The sequence below is a fragment of the Patescibacteria group bacterium genome (assembly GCA_041659905.1).
GTDB lineage: Bacteria > Patescibacteriota > Kazan-3B-28 > Kazan-3B-28 > UBA10110 > UBA10110.
The window spans coordinates 224229-249292 of record JBAZXK010000002.1 but is presented as its reverse complement, the minus strand read 5'-3'; the positions used below and the strand labels follow the sequence as shown (position 1 = coordinate 249292).

22 protein-coding genes and 1 tRNA gene are annotated in these 25064 nt (G+C 43.9%); 11 read left to right on the top strand and 12 right to left on the bottom strand.

What is annotated here, in order from left to right; genetic code table 11:
• Window positions 1-49: 49 nt before the first annotated feature.
• The 4 genes from WC805_03115 (at window position 50) to WC805_03100 (ending at window position 1649) form a co-directional block, all read left to right on the top strand.
• Entirely contained in the window at window positions 50-607 is a 558-nt protein-coding gene (locus WC805_03115) for a PH domain-containing protein (GenBank protein ID MFA5967474.1), read from the top strand.
• Window positions 604-1164 carry a hypothetical protein gene (locus WC805_03110; GenBank protein ID MFA5967473.1) on the top strand — a complete coding sequence of 187 codons (561 nt, stop codon included), beginning with the start codon at window positions 604-606 and terminating at the stop codon, window positions 1162-1164. Before WC805_03115 ends, WC805_03110 begins: the two co-directional genes overlap by 4 nt.
• A 26-nt stretch (window positions 1165-1190) precedes the next feature.
• A tRNA-Asp gene (locus WC805_03105) sits at window positions 1191-1267 on the top strand.
• A gap of 118 nt (window positions 1268-1385) precedes the next feature.
• Window positions 1386-1649, top strand: a complete 264-nt coding sequence (locus WC805_03100) for a hypothetical protein (GenBank protein ID MFA5967472.1) — start codon at window positions 1386-1388, stop codon at window positions 1647-1649.
• Between the two features lie 65 nt (window positions 1650-1714).
• On the opposite strand, the gene WC805_03095 is transcribed toward WC805_03100, so the two are convergent.
• Window positions 1715-3133, bottom strand: coding sequence for a hypothetical protein (locus WC805_03095; protein MFA5967471.1), 1419 nt, complete (start codon window positions 3131-3133; stop codon window positions 1715-1717).
• Window positions 3134-3375: 242 nt separating this feature from the next.
• Here WC805_03095 and WC805_03090 point away from each other — a divergent pair, with 242 nt between their 5' ends.
• A complete protein-coding gene (locus WC805_03090; GenBank protein MFA5967470.1) occupies window positions 3376-4098 on the top strand; it encodes a class I SAM-dependent methyltransferase in 723 nt (240 codons plus the stop codon).
• 7 nt (window positions 4099-4105) lie between these two features.
• Complete coding sequence (locus tag WC805_03085) at window positions 4106-5596, top strand: flippase (protein MFA5967469.1); 1491 nt, start codon at window positions 4106-4108, stop codon at window positions 5594-5596.
• A 33-nt stretch (window positions 5597-5629) separates the two neighbouring features.
• Here WC805_03085 and WC805_03080 read toward each other — a convergent pair whose 3' ends face one another.
• A complete protein-coding gene (locus tag WC805_03080) occupies window positions 5630-6787 on the bottom strand; it encodes a glycosyltransferase family 4 protein (GenBank protein ID MFA5967468.1) in 1158 nt (385 codons plus the stop codon).
• A gap of 128 nt (window positions 6788-6915) precedes the next feature.
• On the opposite strand from WC805_03080, the gene WC805_03075 reads away from it, so the two are divergent.
• The 3 genes from WC805_03075 to WC805_03065 are packed head-to-tail and all read left to right on the top strand — an operon-like array spanning window position 6916 to window position 11097.
• Entirely contained in the window at window positions 6916-8169 is a 1254-nt protein-coding gene (locus tag WC805_03075) for a methyltransferase domain-containing protein (protein ID MFA5967467.1), read from the top strand.
• A gap of 4 nt (window positions 8170-8173) precedes the next feature.
• Window positions 8174-9541 (top strand): glycosyltransferase, encoded by a 1368-nt coding sequence (locus WC805_03070; protein MFA5967466.1) that lies wholly within the window; start codon window positions 8174-8176, stop codon window positions 9539-9541.
• Between the two features lie 14 nt (window positions 9542-9555).
• A complete protein-coding gene (locus WC805_03065) occupies window positions 9556-11097 on the top strand; it encodes a phosphotransferase (GenBank protein ID MFA5967465.1) in 1542 nt (513 codons plus the stop codon).
• Here the strand turns inward: WC805_03065 and WC805_03060 are convergent.
• The 3 genes from WC805_03060 to WC805_03050 form a co-directional block, all read right to left on the bottom strand.
• On the bottom strand, window positions 11033-13480 hold the full coding sequence (locus WC805_03060; protein ID MFA5967464.1) for a glycosyltransferase: 2448 nt from the start codon (window positions 13478-13480) through the stop codon (window positions 11033-11035). The genes WC805_03065 and WC805_03060 overlap by 65 nt on opposite strands.
• A 15-nt stretch (window positions 13481-13495) precedes the next feature.
• On the bottom strand, window positions 13496-14248 hold the full coding sequence (locus WC805_03055) for a class I SAM-dependent methyltransferase (protein ID MFA5967463.1): 753 nt from the start codon (window positions 14246-14248) through the stop codon (window positions 13496-13498).
• Window positions 14249-14386: 138 nt separating this feature from the next.
• Window positions 14387-15115 carry a hypothetical protein gene (locus WC805_03050; protein ID MFA5967462.1) on the bottom strand — a complete coding sequence of 243 codons (729 nt, stop codon included), beginning with the start codon at window positions 15113-15115 and terminating at the stop codon, window positions 14387-14389.
• A gap of 266 nt (window positions 15116-15381) precedes the next feature.
• On the opposite strand from WC805_03050, the gene WC805_03045 reads away from it, so the two are divergent.
• The gene (locus WC805_03045; protein ID MFA5967461.1) at window positions 15382-15666 is read left to right on the top strand and encodes a GIY-YIG nuclease family protein; all 285 of its coding nucleotides are present in this window, start codon (window positions 15382-15384) and stop codon (window positions 15664-15666) included.
• Between the two features lie 65 nt (window positions 15667-15731).
• Here WC805_03045 and WC805_03040 read toward each other — a convergent pair whose 3' ends face one another.
• From WC805_03040 to wecB, 3 genes are all read right to left on the bottom strand, one after another.
• Window positions 15732-16649 (bottom strand): sugar nucleotide-binding protein, encoded by a 918-nt coding sequence (locus WC805_03040; GenBank protein MFA5967460.1) that lies wholly within the window; start codon window positions 16647-16649, stop codon window positions 15732-15734.
• A complete protein-coding gene (locus tag WC805_03035) occupies window positions 16649-17602 on the bottom strand; it encodes a polysaccharide biosynthesis protein (GenBank protein ID MFA5967459.1) in 954 nt (317 codons plus the stop codon). The genes WC805_03040 and WC805_03035 overlap by 1 nt, the downstream gene beginning before the upstream one ends.
• Before the next feature lie 86 nt (window positions 17603-17688).
• Window positions 17689-18789 (bottom strand): UDP-N-acetylglucosamine 2-epimerase (non-hydrolyzing), encoded by a 1101-nt coding sequence (gene wecB, locus WC805_03030; GenBank protein MFA5967458.1) that lies wholly within the window; start codon window positions 18787-18789, stop codon window positions 17689-17691.
• A 168-nt stretch (window positions 18790-18957) separates the two neighbouring features.
• On the opposite strand from wecB, the gene WC805_03025 reads away from it, so the two are divergent.
• Window positions 18958-19605: a hypothetical protein gene (locus WC805_03025; protein MFA5967457.1), complete on the top strand. Its 648-nt coding sequence runs from the start codon at window positions 18958-18960 to the stop codon at window positions 19603-19605.
• A 130-nt stretch (window positions 19606-19735) separates the two neighbouring features.
• Here the strand turns inward: WC805_03025 and WC805_03020 are convergent, their stop codons facing one another.
• From WC805_03020 to WC805_03005, 4 genes are all read right to left on the bottom strand, one after another.
• Window positions 19736-20311, bottom strand: a complete 576-nt coding sequence (locus tag WC805_03020; GenBank protein ID MFA5967456.1) for a hypothetical protein — start codon at window positions 20309-20311, stop codon at window positions 19736-19738.
• A gap of 24 nt (window positions 20312-20335) precedes the next feature.
• Window positions 20336-22582 (bottom strand): O-antigen ligase family protein, encoded by a 2247-nt coding sequence (locus WC805_03015; GenBank protein MFA5967455.1) that lies wholly within the window; start codon window positions 22580-22582, stop codon window positions 20336-20338.
• A gap of 9 nt (window positions 22583-22591) precedes the next feature.
• On the bottom strand, window positions 22592-23173 hold the full coding sequence (locus tag WC805_03010) for a tetratricopeptide repeat protein (GenBank protein MFA5967454.1): 582 nt from the start codon (window positions 23171-23173) through the stop codon (window positions 22592-22594).
• Between the two features lie 162 nt (window positions 23174-23335).
• Window positions 23336-25063, bottom strand: coding sequence for a hypothetical protein (locus WC805_03005; protein ID MFA5967453.1), 1728 nt, complete (start codon window positions 25061-25063; stop codon window positions 23336-23338).
• Window position 25064: the final 1 nt, after the last annotated feature.

Sequence of the window (25064 nt, the reverse complement as noted above, 5' to 3'; positions counted from 1 at the left end):
ATTTCCTTTTAGCCATAATTATATTATATCAAGGATAGAATAGCCCGCTTTGAGAAAAGATTTTCCCACACAAAAACCTGACGAGAAACCAGTACTCATCTTACGCAAACATTGGTTTGTGTTAGCTTGGCCTTTTTTTAAGGGAGCGGCTTTTATCGTCCTGGCCGGTTTTTTACCGACTTTTGGCCGGATTGGTTTCTATATTTTTAATTCAGAAATTTTAACTTTTCTTTATCTGGCCTGGATAGTCTTCTGGGCGAGCTATATCGTTTACGAATATCTCAACTGGTATCGTGATAAATATATTATTACGGATAAGCGGGTAGTTAATATCGACCAAAGGAGCTTGTTTAAGCGGCGGGTGTCAGAAATTGAATTAGACCGCATCCAAGATATTTCTCATGAAATCAATGGAGTAATGGCAACGAGTTTTGATTTTGGCACCGTGATTATCTCATCAGCCGGAGGTGGTAATATAGAGTTACGGGAAATTCCGGCCCCAGCTGATATTCAAGATATTATCTTTAAATTAGTGAAGGAAGCCACCAAAGAACCTCCGGTCACAGTAGACGAATTAGTCGATTTTATTAAAAAACAACGCGTATGAGTAATTTCCGCAGCACTAAAATAGGTTTAGCCGCTCTGACAATTATATTTTTGTTGCTTTATGGTTATTTCAGCACTTTAGGCAAGCCCAGCAACCAAATATTTGATCCGATCATCCAAGGCTTTGCTAATAATGAGATTGTTTTAGGTAATTTGGGTGGATTCCATATTATAAAGAATATAAATTACAGCGACGAAAACCAATTTCACAGACTAATTATAGATACCGAACTTAATCGCTCGACCGCTTCTCCGGAAGACATCACCATCCCTTATACGGTGATTCAAGAAATTACTGATGCAACGGCGGTTACCCCGAGCTACCAGATGAAAATTAAGCTGAGCGACAGTACTATAGAAAATATTCCTCAAGACCGACCATTGGCGATTTTCCCAACTACTCTAGATTCTTCGGAACCGGCTCAACTTATTCAAGAAGTGCGGGTCAATCAAATTAGTGATGAAAATGCTGAAATCACTATCTCACTGACTAAATCAACTCGTTTTCGGGCAATCGCCGATAACTCTGGCGCGATCATTCTAGATATATTAAAATAGTGCGGATAAGCCTCCTGGATCTAGGAGGGGGTGTAGCTCAGTCGGTTAGAGCGCTTGCCTGTCACGCAAGAGGTCGCGGGTTCGAGCCCCGTCACTCCCGCCACCACAGTGTCATACGACACGTGGTGAGTCCTGCATCGAATGGTGCAGAGCCAATTGAAAAAATAACACAACCTACTTATACTAAAGGTGGTTTTATTATTTATATTTAAGGGGGTTCGATGAAACTGAACACTCATGGTACCGGGATGACGCTAGGCGCGTTTTTTGCGTTATTCCATTTTGTCTGGTTATTGATAGTCGGCCTAGGCTGGGCTAAAGGACTTATGGATTGGGTTTTATCTCTGCATATGATGGGGTGGGATGGGAATATGCTGCCATTCGCCTGGGGTGCGGCGATCCTGCTTCTGATTGTAACTTTCGTCGTTGGTTACATCTGGGGCTGGGTCTTTGCCTATCTCTGGAATTACTTCCACAAGAAGTAAATTACACTCTTATACCAAACAGCCCGCTTCCGACGGAAGCGGGCTGTTTTAAGATCAATTTATTCCTATAGAGTATATCCGTAGACAGACAATGGGAAATTCTTTACCAGATATCCTTGAGTCCAATCAGCACTGGAGGTTTCTATTACACCATCGTCATCGAAGGTGGGTAGATGAATCAAGACAGACTTATCAGACCAGACGAAATTAGTTGATCCGCTGAACTGCGTACCATTGGCTTTCTGCAACCCAATGATTTGTTGTTTTCCCACATCGGAATCTAAATCGGTTAGATACACATATCCACCAGGGTACCCAATGCCTGGATCTACAGCTTGATCGCTCAATAAGGCAGTGGAAATAGCATCAGTTGTGGTGAAACCAGTTCCGCACTGTGCTCGCAAAGTATATTCCACTGTTTGCCCAGCTCCGATCGATTGCTCACCATTCGCATCCGTTGCCGGAGTGTTGGCAAAGGTTACTTGTACCAAATACGAAGTATTGTTCTCCAAATAGTTCGTGTCTTCCAAGGTTAACGGAGTAGTAATGTAGGTAGAACCATTGTTCGACACCATAGTAATCTGGGCACTGGCAGTAATATCTGTGCCACCCCGTAGAAAAGTAAAATTAGTCAAATCGGCACCTGAGGGAGTGGTAGTACTGGCATCTGTTATAAAGATAGAGAAAGTGAATTTTTTTATTGCTATTTCACCGGCCGTGTCGGCTGATACTTTGAATTTATAGAGATTAATGATGCCACCCGGCACAATCGTGCCACTACCGGAAGGGTTAGAAGCGGTTACTATAGGTGTGCTATTATAGAGCACATGCTCTGCGGAAAAAATGTTCTGGGTAGCAGCCTTAGTATCTATAACTCCTCCGCCATCCGATGTGGCTAAGAAATCTCCCGCAGTAACCCCGGAAGCTAACCCAAATTTAATATGAGCCCTGAATTCACCACCTTCCCCAATTGTGCCTACTTTCTTAAATGTAGCTTTCAGATTCATCACTGCGCTGCCATTTTTCGGCACATACATAGCTAAGCCTTCAAACTTACTTTTCTCTGCCGAAACACTTATCTCTTTTGATACAATCTGGCCAGTTTTCAGCGGGTACTCTATTTTCAATGTATCTACAGACGCCCATCCATGAGTAGGTATAACTATAGCTATCTTCTGCACAGTGAAACCCGAGCCAGTAGCGGAAAACTTGTACTTGGCCGCATCATAGTATTGATGGTTCCCCAATACTATATATGCCGCAGGCGAATCTGCAGCCAAAGTTGCGGTCACATCGCCAGATTGCGGCGTTATATCAACATTGGTTACATTCCCCGGAAGACCGCCGCCCAAATTTAGAAGATTAGCCGCAGATGAACCGGAAACTGATTTGAACCCATAATAGCCCACTATGATCAGAGCTATTATAATCACGCCATATAACAGAATTCTGTTGAATTCTGTGGATTTTTTCTTCTTAGCCATAACTATTAATATAAATTGGTATAACAATTCCTAATCTACACCAAGAAAAGATAGAATACCAGGGATGCGACTAGGTTCTCGCTACTAGTCAGAGCTTATTTTTTAACAAAATAAGCAAAGCAACCCCATAAACCCGGATTTGAGTTTATACTGATTTAGGAGTATAAAAAAACCATTGTCAGCCACTGGTATGGCCGCAGCGAACGTTCTATTCAAGATTTACGCCTTATTGAACTTATTAAATGGATTACCGCGACAGGTTTTACTCAAAATATATTTCCACTCATACTTCTTATTTTCATGGCGAGATAAGTTTAGATAAAATTAAAAAACAATTCCCCGCCTGGCAGAGATATTTCGGCAGATTTTTGCCGAAAGATAAAAACGCAAAAATTATCGATCTAGGCTGTGGCAGTGGCGGACTGGTTTATTGGCTCCAACACAGCGGCTACCAAAATTCATCCGGTATAGATACCAGTACCGAACAGATTGGAACGGCCCAAAAATTAGGCATCAGCCAAATTCATCAGGCTGATTTCAAAGAATTCCTAAAAAACAAGCCGATGGCGTACGATGTGATGGTGATGCGCGGCGTGATCGAACATTTTACCAAGGAAGAGGTTCTCGATATTCTTGATCTTATCTATCGTTCCCTCAAAGATGGCGGAATTCTTATTGCCCAGACTCTTAATGCCGAAAGCCCCTTTAGCGGCCGCGGACTGTACGGCGATTTCACTCATGAAACCAGTTTTACCGAAGGGAGTATTTACCAGGCCCTATTGGTATCCAACTTCAAAAACATTCAAGTTTTTCCGACTCGGCCGGTGGTACATGGTCTCAAATCATTTCTGCGCGCTGTTTTATGGAGAGCGATTGAAGCTACTTTACGCCTGTATGTTTTAATTGAGACAGGTTCATCTACGGGGATATTTACCCGCAGCCTCATCGCCAGAGCAGAAAAATAACTAAAATATGGCTAAATCTAATCTCCTACATCGAATTTATGCTTTCCTCTGGCAAAACCATACCCTGAGTCAAACTGTTCTTAAAAATACGTTTTGGTTGGGCGTCAGCCAAATTGTCGGCCGACTGATTCGAGCCACTATTGTTATCTATGCCGCCCGGGTTTTAGGAGTAGCCAATTACGGCGTTTTTTCCTATGCTTTGGCTATTATCGGATTTGCCGCCATTTTTTACGACTTAGGAATCAATGGCATTCTCACGCGGGAAGCTACTAAAAATTCTGCCCAACGGTTAAATTACCTGTCGAATGCTTTATTGATTAAGGCCACACTGATTATAGTGCTCGCTCTGATTGTTTCTTTAGGAGTACCCCGTTTTATTAATAATATTGATGTTATACCCATTCTGCAGATTGTCGTCTGGTTGTTCGTTTTCAACGGCTTACGAGATTTCTGTCTTGCCTATATCCGCTCTTTAGAAAAAATGGAATACGAAGCCGGCATTAACATTGTAGTTAATGTTTCTCTCGTGGTACTCGCCTGGATCATGCTACTAAAAGGAGCTACCCCGGAGAATTTGGCTATCGCCTATGCTGCCAGCAGCGGCATCGGCTTAGTGGTCGCTATCGGTATCATTATGCGACACCTGGCTAATCCATTCCGGTATTATTCTTACGACCTGGTTAAAAAAATAATGATGTCAGCCTGGCCGTTTGCTCTGATTGGATTCTTCAGCGCCTTTTTGGTCTATGCCGACAGCTTAATGTTAGGGTGGATGCGATCGGCCACTGATGTAGGATTATACGCCGCCGCCCAAAGACCAATTCAGTTACTCTGGGCCATCCCTTATATTATTGCTTTCAGCGTCTTTCCGGTGATGTCACGGCTAACCAAAGAATCCGGGCAAAAATTTGGCTCGGTATTTAAACAGGCTTTATCCGCCACGCTGCTGCTCGCCCTGCCTCTGACCATGGGCAGTTGGATAATGGGGCCTCAAATCATTCATTTTCTTTACGGCAATGATTACATTAGTTCGGTAATGACTTTCCAGATATTATCAATATCCTTTATTGCTTTATTCCCAGCAGTAATCATTAATTATGCTATTTTTGCTTATGATTATCAGAAAAAGTTTATTGTTTATAGTGTGATCGGGGCGGTGTTAAATATCATTCTCAATTTATTTATGATCACAAAATATGGAGCGACCGGCGCCGCTGCGTCTACTATCATATCCCAGATCGTTACTTACTCTTTAATGTATCTGGCTGTGAGAAAATTGATTTGGCGCGACATTACTCCCCAAATCACCAAACCGTTAGTGGCCACAATTATCACCGGGGTAATCCTCTGGCAATTGCAACAATTTAATCCACAAATTTACTGGTCAATTTTAATCGTCCTGATTACTTATCCGGCCTTACTGATTATATTGAAAGATCAGACTGTCTTTAAACTGAAACACATCGTGGCTGATGTGAATTATCATAAATCAGGTTAATTTAATTCTATTCGAACAGGATCGCTTGAGATATTAGCTACTCGTTGGCTGGTTTAGCAGCTCAGTATATTCCTCAGTAGTACGTTTGATATCATATTGGGAAGCAAATTGCTGCAGCCAAGCTGTAGTCCCCTGCTGCAGCTGATTAACCAATTCTCGATTAGTCAAAACTTTTGCCAGAACTTGGGCCAAGGCAGTGGCATTATTAACTTCGAACAAAATACCGTTTTGATCGGGAATAATAATTTCGCGCAAAGATGGAATATCGGAAGCGATGACTAGTTTGTGGGCGGCCAACCACTCCATTATAGCTAGCGGCGATCCTTCCATGAGCGATGGCAGTACCACTACATCTATATCCCGCAATACTGCGAGCATTTGTCCAATCTCGGTAACCCGCCCAACTAGTTCCACTTGAAATAATTGATGCGCCCGAATATATTCAGCCACACTTGTTTGCAAACTGCCGCTACCAGCAATAATTACCCGGGGAGATAGATTAAATTTAGATTGTAAAATAGCCAAAGCCGAGAGTAGACAATCTATCCCCTTCACCGGTTCGAGCCGACCGATAAACCCAATCACCAAATCATCTGCGTTACCTGTCGGTTTAGTGCCCGCACTAAACTTAGCGATATCTATACCGTTAGTAATCACTCGTACTCGGTCGGTAGAAACATTCCAATAATCCAACAAAAACAAGTTGACTGACTGGCTGACCGCAATAATTTGAGTAGCTAACTTGACGGCAAGATGCTTTTTAACCAATTTTCTGAAGCCACTGAACTGTGTAGTGTCGTGTTGGATTAAAATGCGCTGACGCACTCCGGCTAAATAACTTGCCCACATCCCGATAATATCAGCCTGGTAGAGGGAAGTGATAACTGTGTCAGGCTTCTCTCGGCGCAGCCACCCCCAAGTTCTTAATAAGACTACGGGACTCATGAGTAGCCACATCAGCTTAAATGACCGGCTTTGACTAAACGGAACCGTGGGCCCGGCAAAATAAAGCGGGACACCCAACTCCCTAAATTGCGGTTCCCACGGCCCAGAGCCCAAAACTGTTATAATAGAAAGGTTAAATTTTCCTCTGTCCAGGTGGGTAATCAGATCGCAAACCAACCTTTCTACCCCCCCGATCAAAAAATTATTTATAATAAAAACGACTTTTTTCCTGCTGGTTGTATCCATAGAAGTAAGGAATAGTTAATTCTTAATCCTAGCAGTCTGCCTGATTCGGACCTGAATACCTATCAACAATCTACTCTGGCACTCATAGTAAATCAAGATTTCGACAAATCAATATTCTCGCGTAAAAGATGAAAAATAAATTATTAATAGTTGTGGGTGAATCCGGATCGGGGAAAACCCAATTCGCGAAACGCTACGCCAAAGAGCATCAAGCAACTTATTTGGATTTTGATATGTTGTTTGACTACAGCGATACTCAGAATGCTTGTGCCAGATTGATAGACAAGCTCACTGTTATCATACAAAACAGTCCGGGCAACTCGTTTGTGCTAGATGGTTATATCTTCTACAACTTGCCCTCAGTAGAATTATCAACCAAGCAACGCTCTCACTTAACCATAGCTCATCTAGCCGAAAAACTGGATGCCGATGTGAGTTTGTGTCTCTGCTTCGCTGCTCCGCATATTTTGCGTCAGCGCCAATTAGCTAAGGCTAAAGCGGATCCCCTGTATCCGCCCCTGCAAAAAACTAATGCCATGCTAAAAGAAGAGATCGAGGCAAAATTTCTGGGGATAATTGTGCTGGATCCCGACCCTATCCTGATTGATACGACTGACCCCACTTTCCCACCCGTTACTAAAAAAACTTTTCCTCAACGTTGGCAAGAACTGTTACTACTATCAGATTTGGTAGACATGGAGCATGATAAATTCTATCAGGATATCGAATTGCCATCAGGAGTGCAGCTTAAGGGTTATTCGGACAGCGCTCAGACCTGGAACCGGCTTTCGTCTATTATTGACTTCACCGGGAAAACCGTTTTAGATATCGGCTGTTTCCATGGATTTTTTAGTTTTAAAGCTGAGGAAGCGGGCGCTAAAGCAGTCGTCGGAATAGATCATAGTTTACCTTCTCTCGATATAGCTCGTCGCATCGGCTGGTTAAAAAATGCCCGAGCCACTTTTCATGAGGGTGATATGGACGATTTTACTGTTGAGCAGCCTTACGATATCGTTTTGGTATTAAACGTTCTCCACCATGCTAAAAATAAAGAACAGTCCCTCCAAAACATTTTTCATGCCGGAGATTTGATTGTATTTGAAGCTCCTATGGAACAGAAGGAGATGATCTCTTCGGCAGCTCACAAATTCGGTTTTGCGCTGCAAATTCAAGTAGATTCATACCGGTTAGGAAGAGGCATTTTCGTATTTACCAACTCACACAGCACGACCAGATTGATAGACCTACCCCCCAAATACCAGTTCAGCATACAAAAATACCGCTGGCATAAATTCATCCAAATGATCAAGCGATTTAAAATCACTTATCCGGTCAGGTATTTAGTCAGAAAATACCGGGAATACCGCCGAGGTAGAGTTTAACACGATGACTAATCAAAATAAAAAAATTCTCTTGGTTTCCTCGTACGCGCCGCCGCTCTTGGCCGGAGCCCCTCGCTTTATGGCTAATTTACTAGAAACCTTCCCGCCGGAATCTTACACGATTTTGACCAGTTTTTATAATATTGATAATATTTCTGCTAAAATCGGCACTTGGTTACCTGGAAAATATATTTTTTATGACAATCTCACCGCTACTCCCACTACCCGGCAACACCAAGAAGTGGCACCCTCGGAAGTAGCGATCAACCCGATGGTTAAGCTTAAGAAATTCTTACGTAAAACTTTTTTATTCCCGGCTTGGGTGAAAGCCCCCCTGTCAGCTGCCGTCAAAATGGACTTGGTAGCTAAGTTAAAGCGCTTTTTAAAACGTAACAGTTTAGTGAAAGCTCTGATTGCCGCTCCGCTTATTCTAGGACAAATTCCCTTAATTATTCGGCACGGCCGCCGTGCCATTAAAGATGATCAGAGCGACCTGATGATCGGTTTTTCCGATTACGGTCCGGCCATGGTCGGGACTTACTATATCCACCGTGCCACCGGGATCCCATTTTACATTTATTTGTTTGATATTTATAAAGGCAATCTTTTACCCCTAACTGGCAAAATTTTGGCGACAATTTTTGAGCCTCGTCTAATCAAAGCCGCTCAAAAAATTATGGTGACTAACCAGGAAACCAAAGAATTTTATCGGCGCCGGTACGGCCAAAAAGTGGCTGACAAAATAGTCGTGATTCATAATTCAACCAATCCGGACCCTTATTTAAAGCTGCAAACACCGATTATCCCGCACCAGCCGCCTTATTATATTTTGTTTACCGGCAACGTTTACTGGGCTCAAACCCGCAGCCTAAAGAATCTCATCACTGCTTTAGATCAACTCACCGATATTGATGTTCGGCTCAAAATCTATTCTCCCAGTCCACCCGAATATCTCAAAGCTCTGGGGATTGCGAGCCCTAAAATTGAATACAACGTAGCGCCCGGCAGCGAGATGCCTAAAATCCAAAGTCAAGCCGATATTCTATTTATTCCTTTGTCCTGGCAGACACAAAGTCCTGATATTATCAATACGGCGACCCCTGGGAAGCTGACTGATTTTTTGATCGCCGGCCGGCCAATTTTAATTCATGCCCCGGAGACAAGCCATCTCGTTAAATATGCTAAAGAAAATGATTTTGCCGCGGTGGTCGACGAAGAAAATATTACCGCTCTCCAAAATGCCATCCGCCAGCTTATTGGTGATACTGCTCTGGCTCAGAGATTAGTCACTAACGCCCAAAGAGTGTTTTTTACTAACCATGATATCAAAAAAAATAGCCAACTCTTCCAGCACTACGTCTTAGGAAATTAACACAGTAAAAAGCTATGCAACATAACCCCGTTGCTCTCGCGAATAAAGAAAAATACCTGGATGTGATTTTAGCTAAACCAGATTTAATTTTGGCAGCCTTAAACAAGCTCGGGATTCCTGGTACTTGGCAATCTCTCTCTCGCATTTGGAGCCCTGGCGGCGGCAGTAGCTTATTTAAAATCACCTCTGGTGGCACCACCTACTTCATGAAAGCCAAGCATATTTCAGTAACGGTCGAAAGCAAACTAGAGGCCGAGTCAGCCTTCATCTTGCTACCTTCCTTAAAAAACGAATACGACTTTTTACAAAAATACCAAACCAGCCCGCATGTCCCGAAAGTTATCGGTTATACCGAATTATCCGGATTTAGTTTTTTGATTATAGAATCTTTGACTAGATTTGACGATAGTATGGCGACCCTTTCTCCTGAAGAAATCATCACCTGTTACCAACAGCTGAAACAATTTGTCCGACAAATCTTTGCCAATCAAGATATCCATACTGATTTGCACGAAAAGAATATAATGTTTCGCGAGAAAATTCCGGTGATTGTCGATTGGGAAGAAGCGAGACACCTGCCACAAACTACTGATTTCGCCAACTCTTTAGATGTTAAAGGCTACAACTACTTAGGCAATACAGGACAAACCCCTATGGTGGTGCCAAATATGATAGCGGGGCACCCTTGTTTAAATAAATTAAAAAATGTTTTTCAAAATAGATTAAAAACAAAGATCAGCCAACTGGCTAGCACAGCTGCCTATAATTCTGCTACTGGCATTTGCCGGAGTTTAGATCACGGTTTGAAAAGTGAGAGTTATCAAACTATTAAACTCCCCGGTTTGTGGCTCCCCGGGCAACGTCCCGCCCGAGACCTAAGATTAGGGTTAGTAAAATCCCTTCTAACTATTGTTTGGGGCAAACAAAATATTACTTTTATCGATATCGGCAGTAATCTAGGCACTCTCACGCGGGCAGTCAGTCAGCTGCCTTTTGTCCAATCCAGCCGAGGCATCGAAGGGGTAAGTGCCTATAATCGCCTTGCTCGGCTATTAAATTTTATTGATGGTAACGACCGGACAGAATTTTACGACTTGACCTGCGGCAACGATGATATTACCCCGGCGATAACTCATCAATCGCGTATAGTCTACGGCATGTTGTCCGTTTATCACCATATTGAACATCCCGATCAATGCTTAACCGACTTGGCCAGCTCCCACCCGATCGGACTAATTATCGAATTGGCTCAACAACCGGAATGTTATCAAGGTCGGACCTGGCAACAGACGCTCAAACACATTTCTGAACGCCTAAATTTGCCCTATGTGGTATTGATCGGCTATTCGCCTGATTATTTCCGTCCGTTCGTAGTGTTATCGGCTATTCCCTTTACTCCGACCCAAAAACTCCAACTACATCTAGTTGGAGAAATGCTTTGGCCGATTAGTTGGTGGCAACGATTGATCCGCTACCTGAAAAGACATTTAATTAGTGCAGCCTGTCTGGGATTAGCTGATCTAGCCATTCAGCTAGTTTCTGCGCTGCCGCGGTAGCATGATATTTACTTAGTTCGATTTCATCGGACTGAAAAATCAATTGCTGTTGGCAAAACGACTGATAATAAGAACGCAGAGCAGCAGCGATACCAGAAACATCATCAGGAGACACCGCGGTGCCTGTTTTAGTAGATTGAATGAGGCGAGCTGATTCGCCTACCGGGGTAATACCTAAAATCGGCCGTCGGACGGCTAAATAATCCATTAGTTTAGCTGGCAAAAAGATGCTCTCGCTCACACTGGGTGCATCAATTAAAATTAGCAAGTCACTCGTAGCCAGTTCGGATAATATTCGGGAGCGCGGAGCTTCACCATGATAGATCACATTGTTTTCTATTCCGTAAGTCTGCAGAAGGTACTCAAACGGACTCAACTTACCCCATAAATTTATCTCTAGATGAGTGAATACCTCGGGATCATTTTCTTTCAGGAGTTTGAGAGCCTTAAACAGCGGTTCGGGCGATCTGACGCCATAAAAATTCCCGGCAAAAGTAGCTTTTAATATTTTTCTATCAGAAGGGTTGGCCATAGGTAAATTAAATTTACTTTGATCATCAAACACATGCGGTAAAACTTCCGTTTTAGATTGCCATTTCGGCCAATCAACCAAGAAAGATTTGGTTGATTCAGTGGTGACAATAATTTTTGTAGCAGAGTGCAATATACCCCTTTCCAAATAGGTCTGCCATTTTTGGATCAACGGCCAATAATGGCGCTGCTGTCTATAAGGATTATTTACCCAGGGATCGCCGAAAATAGCTAGCCATGGTGTGCCCGGCATCACATAGCGCGTAAGCCACCACGCCACCAAATGGCTGGTGATGGGATTAGAGCGAGAGATGATGGCAGAGATATGGCGCCGGCGATGCAAATACTTAGCCGCTCGGACGGCCGATCCCCACCAACCGAACATTGAGTCTGACACTAACCCAAGTCGGTTCATTGCTCGAGTAAAAATATTTTCCCAAACTTTCGTTCGATAAACTGGCAAATTTAGCGGAACTTGCTGTAACGATTCTAGATCTAACTTAAATTCTCTGGACGATTGGGCGGCTACTACCAAGGGCTGCCAACCAAATCGGGGTAAATATTTTATTAGATTAGAAATCATCGTACTCACCACTACCTGCAAAGGCGGGAAGAAACAAGACACCACTAAAACATGTTTGGACTGAACCGGAGCTGGATAATTTTGAGAATAAATAGGAATTTGTTTGGCATATAATAACAAACCTAAATCAATAAAGAATTTCACTCCCCAATTCGGAAAAGCCAGGGGTAAATAATCTCCCCAAATTGGCGCACTCCCCGGCAAACTACCTCGTATTTCTGCATGGGGCAAAGTCGTGATCTGGTGTTCTACTAAATAATTCCAGACTTTCTGAGCAGCCGTTCGGTAGCGTGAACTTTCTTCCGGATATAGTTCTGCGAGACGCTCCCAGACTATCCCCATTTGCGCCAATCCAGTTAAACAACGGGAATAACTCGCAGATTGCCAGTTCGTATTATAAAAACTGAATAAAATCTGCCGATCATTCAAATCAGTTAAATAATCGGCTGTGCGTTTAGCGGCTGCAATATATTTAGTTTGGCCCAAACTATTCCCCGCCTCGATCAAGCCTTGCAAAGTATAGCCGATGGTATGCAAAACCGATTTCGGCTCGTCTGTAAATCCAAAGTAATTAAACCAGCCATTGGCTTGCTGCTCCACTAACACCCAATCTAAATTTTTTACGGCTGCTGCCATATAGTCGGCTTGACCGGTCAGTTTACTTAATTCTACTAACGGCCAATCAACTAATGAATTATAGGCATGTTTAATTCCGTTATAAGCATATTTGATCCACGAACCATCGGCTTCTTGGTTAATTACTAACCAATCCCCCGCTCTTTGGGCAGCCTGCAAGTACCGGACATCATTAGTTAAGCGATAAAGTTCCATTAGTCCGACGACGACTTGGCCGGTGTTAAAAATTACCGGCACATCATTGTCGTAGCCAGAAAAAGAGCCGTCGGCATGCTGAACGGTGAGCAGCCACTCACCGGAAGTTGTGCAAATTTTCTTAATCTCAGCCTGTCGGTAATCAAACTCTCGACTGAACTTTAAAAGGGTCGGGATAATGTACCCCGTAGTTTCGGCGTAGGATTTACCCCAGCCGGATAGTAAAGAATAGTAAGCCGAAAATCCTTGACCCCCGGTTGCCCCAAAAGCATTAATTAGCCAATCGACCGCCGCTTGTAATCTTTCTAAGGCAGACCAATCCGGGGCAGCGGTTTGACCAAACAATAATTGCCAACTTTGCCGCAGGCCAAATTTACTCAGCAAATTGCGAGTCGTCCGACCTATCTTCCCCACAAAACTGAAACGACTTTTAGACATGCTGGCTGGATAAAATTATTTAGTAGCTTCCCAGGCCATGAAGAAATCTAGATTAGGAGCGATGTGATGAAACCACCGCGTAATACTTTGATGAATTCGCCAGAACAATCGTTTTAATACAGGCCGCTCTTTAACATCCGGATGAAAAGCAATTCCTCTGAATTTATGCTCAGAACTATATTGCCCAAGCAACTGATCTAGCTCAGTAGGAACAAAATATTTATCTTGGAAAGGAAAATCAGTGGGATACATCCGCTGACCAATCAGTTGCCGCCACCCCCGCCACCACTTTGTCGGCAAAAAATATAAATGATTTAGGGAGCGGATATTTTTGTCTAAAATTAATAATTTTCCGCCGGGTTTAAGGACACGAAATAATTCTTGGATAGCTTTTTCTAAATCGGGAATATGGCCCAACACTTCCACGCAAATGATGCCATCGAATAATTCATTCGGAAACGGTAAGGTAGTTAACGAGGCAACCTGAAAATCAATCTCGGGATATTGGCTACGCGCACAAGCAGTCAGGTGGGCGGCTGGTTCTACTCCCGTAACTACCAAACCCTGCTTAGCCAAGACTACCGAAAATTTGCCCTTGCCGGACCCGGCATCCAGGATCTTAGCGCCAGCAGGGAATTGACGGGCAAATTCTAGAATTTCAGTTAATTCAAAATTAGAGGGATGCACGCTCTCTTCCACCCACTTATCACCCACCACGTCAAACTGGTGAATAATTTGTTGTTCGATATTAGTATTATCTGTGTTCATCTAAAGAGTTTATTCTATCTCTATCTTATCTGTAAACAGGTTATTATCATATCAGAATAAATCTGATTTTACACTAAAAAATAACCGCCCGGAAAGGGCGGTTGGGTACATTCTAATAATAGATGTGCGGATGTTCGGTCAGATCGGGATATGACCGGCTGGCAGCGCACGTTCCAGGCCGAAGACTATCTCCAAGCCAGTGTCATTTTCCAGACACTGGGGGATAGGAGAAACATTATCGGCAAGAGAATTGTCCATTTCCCGCTGGAGAGCTGCCCAGGCCAGATGTTTGGCCTGTTCCAAAGTGGCGGTGAATACTTTCACACCAGCCGGAGGCTCATCGACAACCTCCCACCGAGTGGCATACAACAAGGCGATCGGGAATTCCACCTCAGTATGACCAACTACACAGCCGACCACGCCGCATGAATCCAGATCGATGACATAACCGGTTAATGCCTTGATCCGGTCCTGGACGAATCCCCAGGTCAGCTGGTCCTTGTTATCAGTGCAGTATCCGCCCGTGAATTTCTCGACATCCAATCCTCGCCAGGGAGCCGCAGACCCTTCCAGGCGCTGCTTAGTCATCAGCTGGACACAGACATTATTGTCATTGTCCCGACTTAAGAGAGCGACTTCAAAGGCCGGTCGAGAAGTAATCTCCACCTGAGAATTGGGCTTTTCCAGCGTACCCCCTTTTCTGATCTTAATGACGAAGAACTGAGTCCTGATCGTGGTTAGCTGACCGGTCACTTCCAGGTGCTCAGACAAACCGCTTCCCACAGGAAGCAACTCCGAATGTGGGATAAGTGGTTTGCCTCCCACTAATACTGGTTTGTCTCGCGACAAGGATTCTTGACCTACCATATTGGTGTCCTTTCGCACTGAATCAGTGCAGATTTTGATTTTTCAATAAACAACTTGAATTTGCTAATCTACCAAAAAACTCCTGATCAGTCAATCTTCCCTTAACCAGCCATCCTAAACTGACGAAGTATCCCTAACTTCGTCATCCTGACTTGCCTGCCCGTCCGTAGTTTCAGTGTAGGAGGGTCCAGGATTTATTTCTCTACATTTCAGGATATCTCCTTTTCGTCATCCTGAATTTATTTCAGGATCTCTATAATGGGGTTATGAAGAAAGGTTATGTTTATATCCTCACCAATAAGCCAAAGGGTATCTTGTATATCGGTGTTACTAGCCAACTGATGAAAAGATCAGAACAACACTTGATCAGCCAGGCAGATTCTTTCACGAGAAAATACAATCTCAATAAATTAGTTTACTCGGAAGAATACCCAACTATTGCTGAAGCTATTCAAAGAGAGAAGCAATTAAAGCGTTGGCATCGGGAGTGGAAGATTAATCTAATTGAGAGTAACAACCCAAAGTGGGAAGACCTCTTCGGGAGATCCTGAAACTAGTTCAGGATGACGGAAGTGGGAAGTTCAGGATGACGGAAGTGGGAAGTTCAGGATGACAGTTATATGTTTTGGGATGACGCAAGTTCGGCGATCATAGCATCCAATGATGGAATCTGGAGTTGTTGATTCAGATTTTTGATTGTGCGCAACCGGCGGTCGATCGCCAAAGGTGCCGCCACCGGGTTAATCGTACAACCTAAATTAAATTTCTGATTTAACTTCACTAATAAATCGTGCTTGGTAATATCTTCAGAAAAAACATGGTAGATGCCAGGCTCTGGCATAATTTCGCGATCGATAATTTTTTGGCAAATATGGCCGAACTCTAGCGCAGTAATACCGTTCCACCAGTGATTAGTATAGCCATTAATGGTTCTGCCTCTTTGGCTAATCAACCAAGCCAGCAGGCTGCGATTGCCAGTTAACTCGAGCCCGATGAACGAAGTCCTCATGACAAGGGCCTTCTGGGGCTCCCCAAGAGCCTTAGATAGCCCATAAATGTCGGGAGGGAGCTTGGGAGCCACCTCATCATAAGGTGCGCCTGTGGAGCCACTAAACACACAGTCGGTAGTCATGTGAATAAGCTTAGGGCCCAGTGTTTCGGCTAACAGGTGCGGAAAAGCGCTGTTGATAAAAAAAGTTAAACCGGGATCAATTTCACAATAAGGCGTAATAATAGCGAGGGCATTAATTACCCAATCACAAGTCGATAATTCATTAACTAATTTAGTCAAAGTAGGGCTTAAGAGCGCTCCCTTCGCCGTATCTCTGAGATATTCCCGATAAATATTATTTACATCCAATTGGTAAATCGAATGCTGACCGACTCCCCCATAGCGCTGATCCAACAAATTTAATTTTTCTTTATTCCGGCATACCAATACCAAATCGTATTTATCTTGCAGGGTTTGATAAATCGAGCTGCCGACCATACCGGTAACTCCCAAAATAGCCACTTTAGGTTTATTAACAACCATTATTCTTTCTTAGACACAGCCGAAACAGGCTGAGGCGCTGCCATGGTAAAAGTTTCGGTATATTGGGATACGCCTAAAACTTTGGCAGATAATTGTTGAATTTCTGGCACAGACAATAATCGTTCTCGGTCGGAAGTATAGGCAGTGCCGTATTCCGTTCTGACTAATTCCTTGCCAATAACTACAAAACCGTTTTCAGCTTCGGTCAGCCGAGTAAATTCCTCGGACGAGACCAAGGCTTCATGCAATTTTTCGCCTCGCATTTTGCCAATCACTTTTACGTTATCGGAAAAAGCGTGGGCAATATCAATCAGCCGAGCCGCCGGCGATCTTTTGATAAACACATCGCCCCGCATCGGGCTATTGAGCGCTAACATAATTAAATTGATGGCTTCGTCGATAGTTAAGATAAACCTTGTCATATTTGGATCCGTGACGGTGAGTTGTTCCCCTGTTTGCGCCTGCTGATAAAACAGCGGCACGACGCTGCCGCGGCTACCGAAGACATTACCGTAGCGCACGCAATTATAGCCGTAGGAAATAAAGATTTTTTCCTGCAGGGCTTTCGTCATTCCGTAAGCATTCACCGGATCAACGCCTTTGTCGCTGCCGATCGTCACCGCCTTGGTAATGCCATGATAAAAAGCCGCCCGGGCCACATTTTCCGTGCCTAACACATTAGTCTTAATGGCTTCGATTGGATTTTCTTCACAGACTTCGATCCGCTTCATTGCCGCCGCATGAATCACTACATCCGCTCCTTTCATAGCCCGATGCAACGCATCGTAATCTCTGATATCTCCGATGCGATAAGTCACATTGGGATACTGGCGTTGCAATTGGGCTTGTTTTAATTCGTCGCGAGAATAGCCGGTAATGTCCCACTGATCATAAAACCGGCTCAGCAGTTCTTTGCCTAAAGTTCCTGTAATACCGGTAATAAATACTTTCATTTGTTAGTTTCTTGATAGTTCTCGCTTTTGCTCGAACAATAATAATTTTATTCTTCGAACGAAGCGAGAAGTTAACTTTTTAAATTTTAATACAGTTTTTGCTTATAAGACATAATGAATTTTACCATCCGATCCGAAGGACTACCTTCGTTATCATAGGGTATTTGCCAATTAGCCGGAATAGTCAGCATCGTGTGGACAGCCCGAAGAATTGCTTCCGGATTTTCTACGCCGCTTAAAATCGTAGCGCCGCATTCCAATACTTCCGGCCGCTCCATAGCTTGACGGATCACTACCGAAGGAACTCGCATGACGGCTCCCTCTTGAGGCACGGTGCCGCTATCGCTAATTAGGCATTTGGCATTTTTTTCTAAGGTCAGAAAATCCATAAAGCCCATCGCCTCCATAATTTTAACATTAGCCGGCAGTTTAATACCTAGCTCTTGCACTTTGACTAAAGTCCGCGGATGTAAACTCCAAACTACCGGTTGGTTATATTCCCCCGCGACCAGTGCCAGTCCATTGGCAATATTCCGGAGTGCCGTTTCGTTCTCGACATTTTCTTCGCGATGAGTAGTGGCTAAGAAATATTGTCCTTTAACTATCCCAAGCCTTTCTAATACATCCGTATTAGCCAACGGCAAATAATGATTTAATACTTCGATGTAAGGATCGCCTGTAATAAAGATTTTAGCCGGGTTAATACCCTCGCGCAGAAGATTTTCTCTCGGATAATCGCGGTAAGGGAAATTCCAGGTGCTAATATGATCTATCATGCGCCGATTAACTTCTTCTGGCACCCGAGCATCGAAAGACCGATTACCCGCTTCCATATGAAGAATGGGAATACCCAATCTCGCCGCCATAATAGAAGACAGGGCGCTATTGGTGTCACCCAGAATCAAAAATACATCCGGCTGTTCTTTCCGGAGCACCTCTTCGGAGCGAGCAATCACATTAGCGATTTGTTGCCCCAGCGTATCGGCCTTCACATCCAAATAATAATCCGGTTGGCGTAAATCCAATTCCTTAAAAAATACATCTTTCATATTGGGAGCAAAATTCTGCCCGGTATGAACCAGGATCTGTTGGACATCCGGCAGGGCATCTAGCTTTTTTATCACCAGGCTCAGCTTAGTAATTTCCGGCCGAGTCCCGATAAAGGTGATGACTTTCAGTTTGGACATTACTTTTAACTCTTTAGTAATAGTATCTTATTCTATATAGCCTGACGGGGTTGGTCAAGCTACTGTTATCTCAGCTTGACTCGGCAGTCGATTTCTGGTAAATTAGCGTTTCGTTTTGTTCTCTGACTTTTAGCTCAAAAAACCCAACACCTGAAGGAGGTGCCGATCATGGACCTAGAGAGTCTATTGAACGTTACCAAAATAGTAACTTTTTTGTTTAGCATGGAACCGCGAGAACATTCCCCTCTGCCTCGCACATTAGCTGTAGTCATGGGGCGGCGGGAGGAATCTCGCCTGCGGGCAGCCTGCCGTATGGCGAATGGCTTCCCGAATATGTTTGATGTCAGCCTCAATATTGATACCCTACTTATCGAAGGGTACGGAGCAGAATACGGAGAAGATTATTCTCTCGCACTGGACGACCTATGCACAAGACCGTATAATCTGCGCCACCGGGACGATCTCACAGTTGTTATTCAAGGGCCGACTGCCAACTGTAAGACGCAGTCTGAATGGCTGGCCCAAGAAATTGCCGAAAGAGCAATAGGGAGCCTATTTCTGCTGGCTCCCCCCTACCATATAGCGCGGGCGTATTTGACTTTGTTGGCCAGTTTGATCAAAAAAGGACTGCATACTACTGTCAGGGTTTACCCCATGACAACGGATGCCAGTCCTTTCAAGATCATCCCGGCGGATGACCAAACTCCCATAGACCTCTTCCAGGGAGAAGTTGATCGAATCATCCGCTACCAGGAAACGGGCGATGTGGCGACCTGGCCCGAGTTCCAGGAATACCTGCGGTGGTTTTATTCCTAAGTGAGACCAGCTACCAGGCAACCTCTTTTTAAACCCGCAAACCGGCGAAATTCGCCGGTTTTTATTTTGCAAAGATTGCAGTCACCAAATACCGCACCCAGCCAGGCACTGTCCAAAAATAAGTTTAGGTTTACCTTTTGATTTTGTAGAGAGTGCTCTGGACAGGAATTCCTTCGGTGAGCAAGGGGCTATCCACCCCCGCTAATTCCAAACCAAAAGCCTGGTCTTTTTGGCGAGTCAAATCGGCGTATACATCTATGACTGCGGGCTGGTCTTTGGCTACTGCTAGATTCTTAGACAAAATCACTGTTTGCTCAAGAAGACCATAATCATACATCCAAGATTCACCTAAACCGATCGGGTCTGATCCATAAACAATAGACAGTGGCACTAAAGTAGTTAGGCGATAGACTTTGTTTTTAATGCCCCCTGTTAGATTAAACTTGAAAGCAGAGACAACAACGGGTTCTGGGCTATCCGTGGTTAACCGAAACTGGGCTACTTTTTGATTTTCGTCCGTTTGCGACAAAGCAGCTGGTTGATCGTCGGTAAGCGCCACAGTCAGAATATAGTTAGAAGTGGTGGCTGCTTTGAGCTTTCCTCCTGCCCATTGGGTGCCTAAAAATCCGGCTATCGCCAATATTAAAACAACTGCTACTATTTGGTGAATACCGAACTTCGTTATCCAAGATGGAGTTTTCTTCATCGATTTTATCGTATCACTTTTTTGTTACAATGTCTGACCCATACTCTGCAAAAATTGTTTAGTCGCTTCTAATTTACTAGGATCTAGTTTAATAATTATTAGCGCCTGCTCCCTGGCTTTACTATAATCTTTTAATTCCTTATAGATAACGGCCAGATTAAGTCTTTCTGCCACATCCTGAGGCGATAATTTAACAATTTTCTCCTGATATTGTACCGCTAGTTGCCATTGTTTGACACTAACCAAATAAGACGTGGCTAAGCGCAAAATATCCTGATCGCCATCGGCAAAAGGCATTTTGCGATCAAGGGTAGTTTGCAGATCATTGACAATGTGTTGACGATTAGAGCTCGTCAATCGGATATCAGTTAATGCTCGCCAAAAAGTAAATGATCGGGGCACTAATTTAAATCGTTCTTCTAATTGATTGAGTACCTTTCGTGCTTCAGGATATTTACTCATCCCCATTAATGATCTTGCCCAATTCAGGTAAATATATTCATGATTGGGAAATTCTTTTACTAATTCGTTGAAAGATTCTTCGGCTTTCGGAGCATATCTAGGATCAAGGAAAGATAGGGCAGTATAGAGAATCGGATATTCCATAAATACAGCTACGCGGTCAGGCTCTTGCCGTTTAATATTATTAACTACCCGCAACCCATCTGTGGCTATACTATCAGCCCATGCAGGATTATCTTCAAGCGATAAAATGGCATACTTACGAGCAAAACTAGGATAATTAGTTAAGAATGACCAGCGATAAGGATTGATGGTTTCTTGGGCTTTAGCAAAAGCTTTGGCAGCTGCCTTGTAATCAGATTTTTCATAAGCCGAATTGGCGGTTTTAACATACCGCCCAATGCGCATTGCCGGAACCAAATATTTACCGTCAATAAAAATTAAACTAATCAATAAAATTCCTATGATAGTGCGCCACCACCAGATTGACTGAATTTGACCAACTGGGACTAATTCTGGCGCTAACAGGGCAATAATGCCGGTCAACAATATGGCACCATAAATGGTTGTGGCGACCGTATCAAAACCTGTCATATTTGCCAACAAATAAGCCATAGTAGTAATTAACAGCGACCATCCCAATAAAGCTGAAGTAAAATTACCTTGATCAGCCTGCTTTCTGAAATAACGCCACAACCCCCAAATAATAAAACCGAATACCAAACCAGCTGCCAATAAACCGATCCAGCCATTCGCTAAAAGTTGATCTAAGAAAAAATTATGTGCCCGGTCAACAATTGTTTCTCCGAAACTTAGATCAGCCAGTCCGGGTTGATAAAAATGCGTGAAAGCGTACCAAGCGTTTTCATTACCGAACCCGAGCAGGGGACGGTCCTGAATAGCCAACCAAGCGGTTCGCCAAGTAACTAACCGGGCTTGCATAGAGGTATTATAAATATCAAAAATTCTAGCCAGACTGGATGCGGGTAACAGATAAATAACAGCTACTGCCACGGCTACGAGCGCCGCTAAGCCTCCCCACAATCCTCGCCAACTCAAGCGCAGTTTTGATCGGTACAACCACCAAATTCCCACCCCCCAAATAAGACCAGCTATTGCCAGAGTTAATAAAGGACCTCGGGAAGCTGTCAAAACTATGCCAATAATCTGCAGCAACAAACTAACTATATAACCCCAGCGTTGACGCGGGGTGGCGCTAATCACAAAATATAAAGTCAAAAAAATAGTGAAAAGCAGTAATTGCCCGAGAAAGATAGGATTTCCCATCAGGGCGGCCGCTCTCGCACCAGAAGCAATAATATACAGACCGGGGATTTTTAGAGTTTGAAGTATGGCATAAAAACCGGAGATAGCGCCGACCCAGCTCATGACTGCAAAGATTTTCAGCCAACGCTCCTTTTGATTTACTGCTAACAGTAACCACCACCCCATCAACCATAAGCCGACAAAGAAAACCATGCCCATACCGCGGCTCACTGTCCCCCACCAACTCCGAATTAAATTAACTCCGCTGAAAGCTGCGATTATGGCAACTGCGAGCCAGACTAAGGTTAACCAAAAAATCGGTTGCCGCCACCAAGCATAATTAAGTTGCCAGACCCGGACTACCAGCACCCCTAGAGCCAAACCAACCAAAATCAGCATAAAAAACGCATATCTCCCAAAACTGAAAGGCTGATATATTCCTGTATAAACTATCAATGGCATCAATAAAATCACCCAAACGGCTAAATCCGTCAGCCAAGATTGATTAGTCAACTGCCACCAATGAGACTGCTGTTTCGTCATCACTAAGAATTATTCAAAGTTAACTCCAGTTGGTTTATCAATAGCACCGCGTAATTTATTCAGTTTGTCTTGATAAAAGGTAAATTGTTCTTGATTACCAATTTTTTGATAATAGTTTAGGATTTCTTCTAGTACAATTTCCGATTTTGGCAAATATTTAATACCATCCAATAATACTGGCTCTGCTTTGCTGAGCTGTGTTGCATCCTGAGAAGACCAAGCATAATAAAGATTATAAATATTGCGATAACCTTGCTCAAACTGGGGATTAATTTTCAATGCTTTTAGATAAGCTATTTCAGCTGAGCCGTATTGACCTTTATCCCGGTAGATATTACCTAAACCATTCCAAGCAAACCAATCATTCGGATGATTCTTGGTGATGGTTTCGTAAGCAGCTTGGGCTTGATCAATTTCTCCGGCAGCATAATAATTAGTTGCTTCAGCATCGGCTTGCGATACCCGATAACCACTAACTTCTACTGTCCCAACATAAGTTGTCAGCCAAATAATTCCGCCTATAATCACGATAATGCCGACTAGTCCCCACCAGAACCGGCGCCAAAAATCTGTTACCAATTCTCTCCACATAACCGTACTAATTAAGAATAAATTTCCTTTCCATTATACCTGATTTTTTAATTATTCTGCCAGATATTTTCTATGCGAAAGGGGCCTCGTACGAGGCCCCTTTCGGTTTGCATTTCAGGCAATGATCTGAACTACCAGAAGATCAACAAATAGTTTAGCGCCTTAAAGCGTATAACCATAAGCCGATAACGGATAGCTCTTGACTAGGTAACCGTTGGTCCAGTCAGCACTGGAGGTTTCGGTAGTACCATCGTCATCAAAGCTCGCTACATGAATGACAGTGGAACGATCTGACCAAATCAAGTGAACACCAGTCGCAGTAGTGAACTGGGTACCATCAGCCTTTTGCAAGGCAACTACTTGTTCAACACCAGTGCCAGTATCAGCATCGCTCAGGTAGTAAGCCAGAGCGGTGGCATCGGTTGTATCTTGCAACAAGTTAGTTGAGATCGCATCGGTAGTGGTAAAGCCAGTGCCGCATTGTGCCCGTAAGGTGTATTCCACAGTTTGGTTCGCAGATATAACCTGCTCAGTGTCAGTACCGTCAGGATCTTGACCAAACGCTACTTGAACCCAAGCCGAAACGTTGTTTTCAATGTAGTTGGTCGCTTCCAAAGTCAACGGAGTAGCAATAAAGCTAGAACCGTTGCTGGACACCTCAGTGATTTGAGCGCTGGAAGTGATATCCGTACCATCCCGAAGAATGGTAAAGTTAGTCAAATCCGCAGCGGAAGCCGTCGTCGTGCTCGCATCTGTAATGAAGACTGAGTAGTGGAACGACTTCAATGCCACAGCACCAGCCGCGTCGGCAGTAACTTTAAACTTATACAAGTTAATAGTACCGCCCGGCACAATGGTTCCGACTGAAGAAGGATTGCTCGAAACTATGGTCGGAACTGAGTTATAGAGGAACATACTAGCAGCCGTCTGATCGGAAATATCCGAACCAGTTAAGGCAGCACCAGAGCCTTCTCCCACTGCCGCAAATTCGCCGGCAGCAGAGTTGTCGAAGATACAAGTAATTGTGTCGTCGAAGGTTCCGCCTGTACCACTAGTACCCACCTTTTTACCAACACCAGTAGCAGTGAAGGTAGCGCGACCGTTCTTCGGCACATACATGTTGATGTTGTCGAAGGTAGCGGCGGCAGTGGAAAGTGAGATTTCGCGAGTATCTGTTCCTGTCTTGGTTGGATAAGTGATTTTTACTGTATCCAATGAGTCATAACCAGCTGTGAAATCCAAGGAAAGCTTGGTCACTGTGTAGGCTTCATTAGAAGCAATCAGATCAAAAGCCCCTAAAGTAGTGATTGCGCTCGCCACCATGAGACCAGTAACAGGAGTGCTGGCAGCTAATGCGCTGGTCAAACTACCATTGGCGGCAATCGTCAAAGTAGCGTTGATTGACAAACCAGCACTACCTTCAGCGACATCCGTTCCGGTATCTTTCCCGGTTACGGTAGCAAAAGTGGCGCTAGCAGTCTCAAAGATATGAGTACCATTAGCGGTTGCACCAGAAGCCACATCAGCCACTAACACAACTCTTACACTCGTGCCCTTAAGCACGGTTATAGGAGTAGTGAAGGTGAATGCTTGGGTATCAGTACTGTCAGCAGCATCACTGGTCGGATTTTCCGTACCAGAGATTGGCGTTTCATAGACATCTCCGCGAGGAGAAGTGGTGCCAGAAGTTAAATCGGCCCACAATTGCCAGTTGACAAAGTCGTCGCTTTCTCCAGTAGTTGCATCCATATCGTCAGTTACGGTGAAGGCAGATACGATCAGGTCTTCACCTGACGCTACCGCGTTGAATGCATAAGTACCTACTACCATATCTTGAGTATTGACCACTATACTTCCTGTAGCCGGCTGGCCTAAGGTTTCAATAGTCATT

What these genes read in the sequence shown, in the direction of transcription:
- WC805_03060 (MFA5967464.1), bottom strand. Translation starts at nt 13,480, where the DNA reads ATGTCTAAAAGTCGTTTCAGTTTTGTGGGGAAGATAGGTCGGACGACT.
- WC805_03095 (MFA5967471.1), bottom strand. Translation starts at nt 3,133, where the DNA reads ATGGCTAAGAAGAAAAAATCCACAGAATTCAACAGAATTCTGTTATAT.
- WC805_03050 (MFA5967462.1), bottom strand. Translation starts at nt 15,115, where the DNA reads ATGGTAGGTCAAGAATCCTTGTCGCGAGACAAACCAGTATTAGTGGGA.
- WC805_03075 (MFA5967467.1), top strand. Translation starts at nt 6,916, where the DNA reads ATGAAAAATAAATTATTAATAGTTGTGGGTGAATCCGGATCGGGGAAA.
- WC805_03040 (MFA5967460.1), bottom strand. Translation starts at nt 16,649, where the DNA reads ATGGTTGTTAATAAACCTAAAGTGGCTATTTTGGGAGTTACCGGTATG.
- WC805_03055 (MFA5967463.1), bottom strand. Translation starts at nt 14,248, where the DNA reads ATGAACACAGATAATACTAATATCGAACAACAAATTATTCACCAGTTT.
- WC805_03045 (MFA5967461.1), top strand. Translation starts at nt 15,382, where the DNA reads ATGAAGAAAGGTTATGTTTATATCCTCACCAATAAGCCAAAGGGTATC.
- WC805_03025 (MFA5967457.1), top strand. Translation starts at nt 18,958, where the DNA reads ATGGACCTAGAGAGTCTATTGAACGTTACCAAAATAGTAACTTTTTTG.
- WC805_03005 (MFA5967453.1), bottom strand. Translation starts at nt 25,063, where the DNA reads ATGACTATTGAAACCTTAGGCCAGCCGGCTACAGGAAGTATAGTGGTC.
- WC805_03065 (MFA5967465.1), top strand. Translation starts at nt 9,556, where the DNA reads ATGCAACATAACCCCGTTGCTCTCGCGAATAAAGAAAAATACCTGGAT.
- WC805_03100 (MFA5967472.1), top strand. Translation starts at nt 1,386, where the DNA reads ATGAAACTGAACACTCATGGTACCGGGATGACGCTAGGCGCGTTTTTT.
- WC805_03020 (MFA5967456.1), bottom strand. Translation starts at nt 20,311, where the DNA reads ATGAAGAAAACTCCATCTTGGATAACGAAGTTCGGTATTCACCAAATA.
- wecB (MFA5967458.1), bottom strand. Translation starts at nt 18,789, where the DNA reads ATGTCCAAACTGAAAGTCATCACCTTTATCGGGACTCGGCCGGAAATT.
- WC805_03090 (MFA5967470.1), top strand. Translation starts at nt 3,376, where the DNA reads ATGGATTACCGCGACAGGTTTTACTCAAAATATATTTCCACTCATACT.
- WC805_03110 (MFA5967473.1), top strand. Translation starts at nt 604, where the DNA reads ATGAGTAATTTCCGCAGCACTAAAATAGGTTTAGCCGCTCTGACAATT.
- WC805_03070 (MFA5967466.1), top strand. Translation starts at nt 8,174, where the DNA reads ATGACTAATCAAAATAAAAAAATTCTCTTGGTTTCCTCGTACGCGCCG.
- WC805_03085 (MFA5967469.1), top strand. Translation starts at nt 4,106, where the DNA reads ATGGCTAAATCTAATCTCCTACATCGAATTTATGCTTTCCTCTGGCAA.
- WC805_03015 (MFA5967455.1), bottom strand. Translation starts at nt 22,582, where the DNA reads ATGACGAAACAGCAGTCTCATTGGTGGCAGTTGACTAATCAATCTTGG.
- WC805_03010 (MFA5967454.1), bottom strand. Translation starts at nt 23,173, where the DNA reads ATGTGGAGAGAATTGGTAACAGATTTTTGGCGCCGGTTCTGGTGGGGA.
- WC805_03080 (MFA5967468.1), bottom strand. Translation starts at nt 6,787, where the DNA reads ATGGATACAACCAGCAGGAAAAAAGTCGTTTTTATTATAAATAATTTT.
- WC805_03035 (MFA5967459.1), bottom strand. Translation starts at nt 17,602, where the DNA reads ATGAAAGTATTTATTACCGGTATTACAGGAACTTTAGGCAAAGAACTG.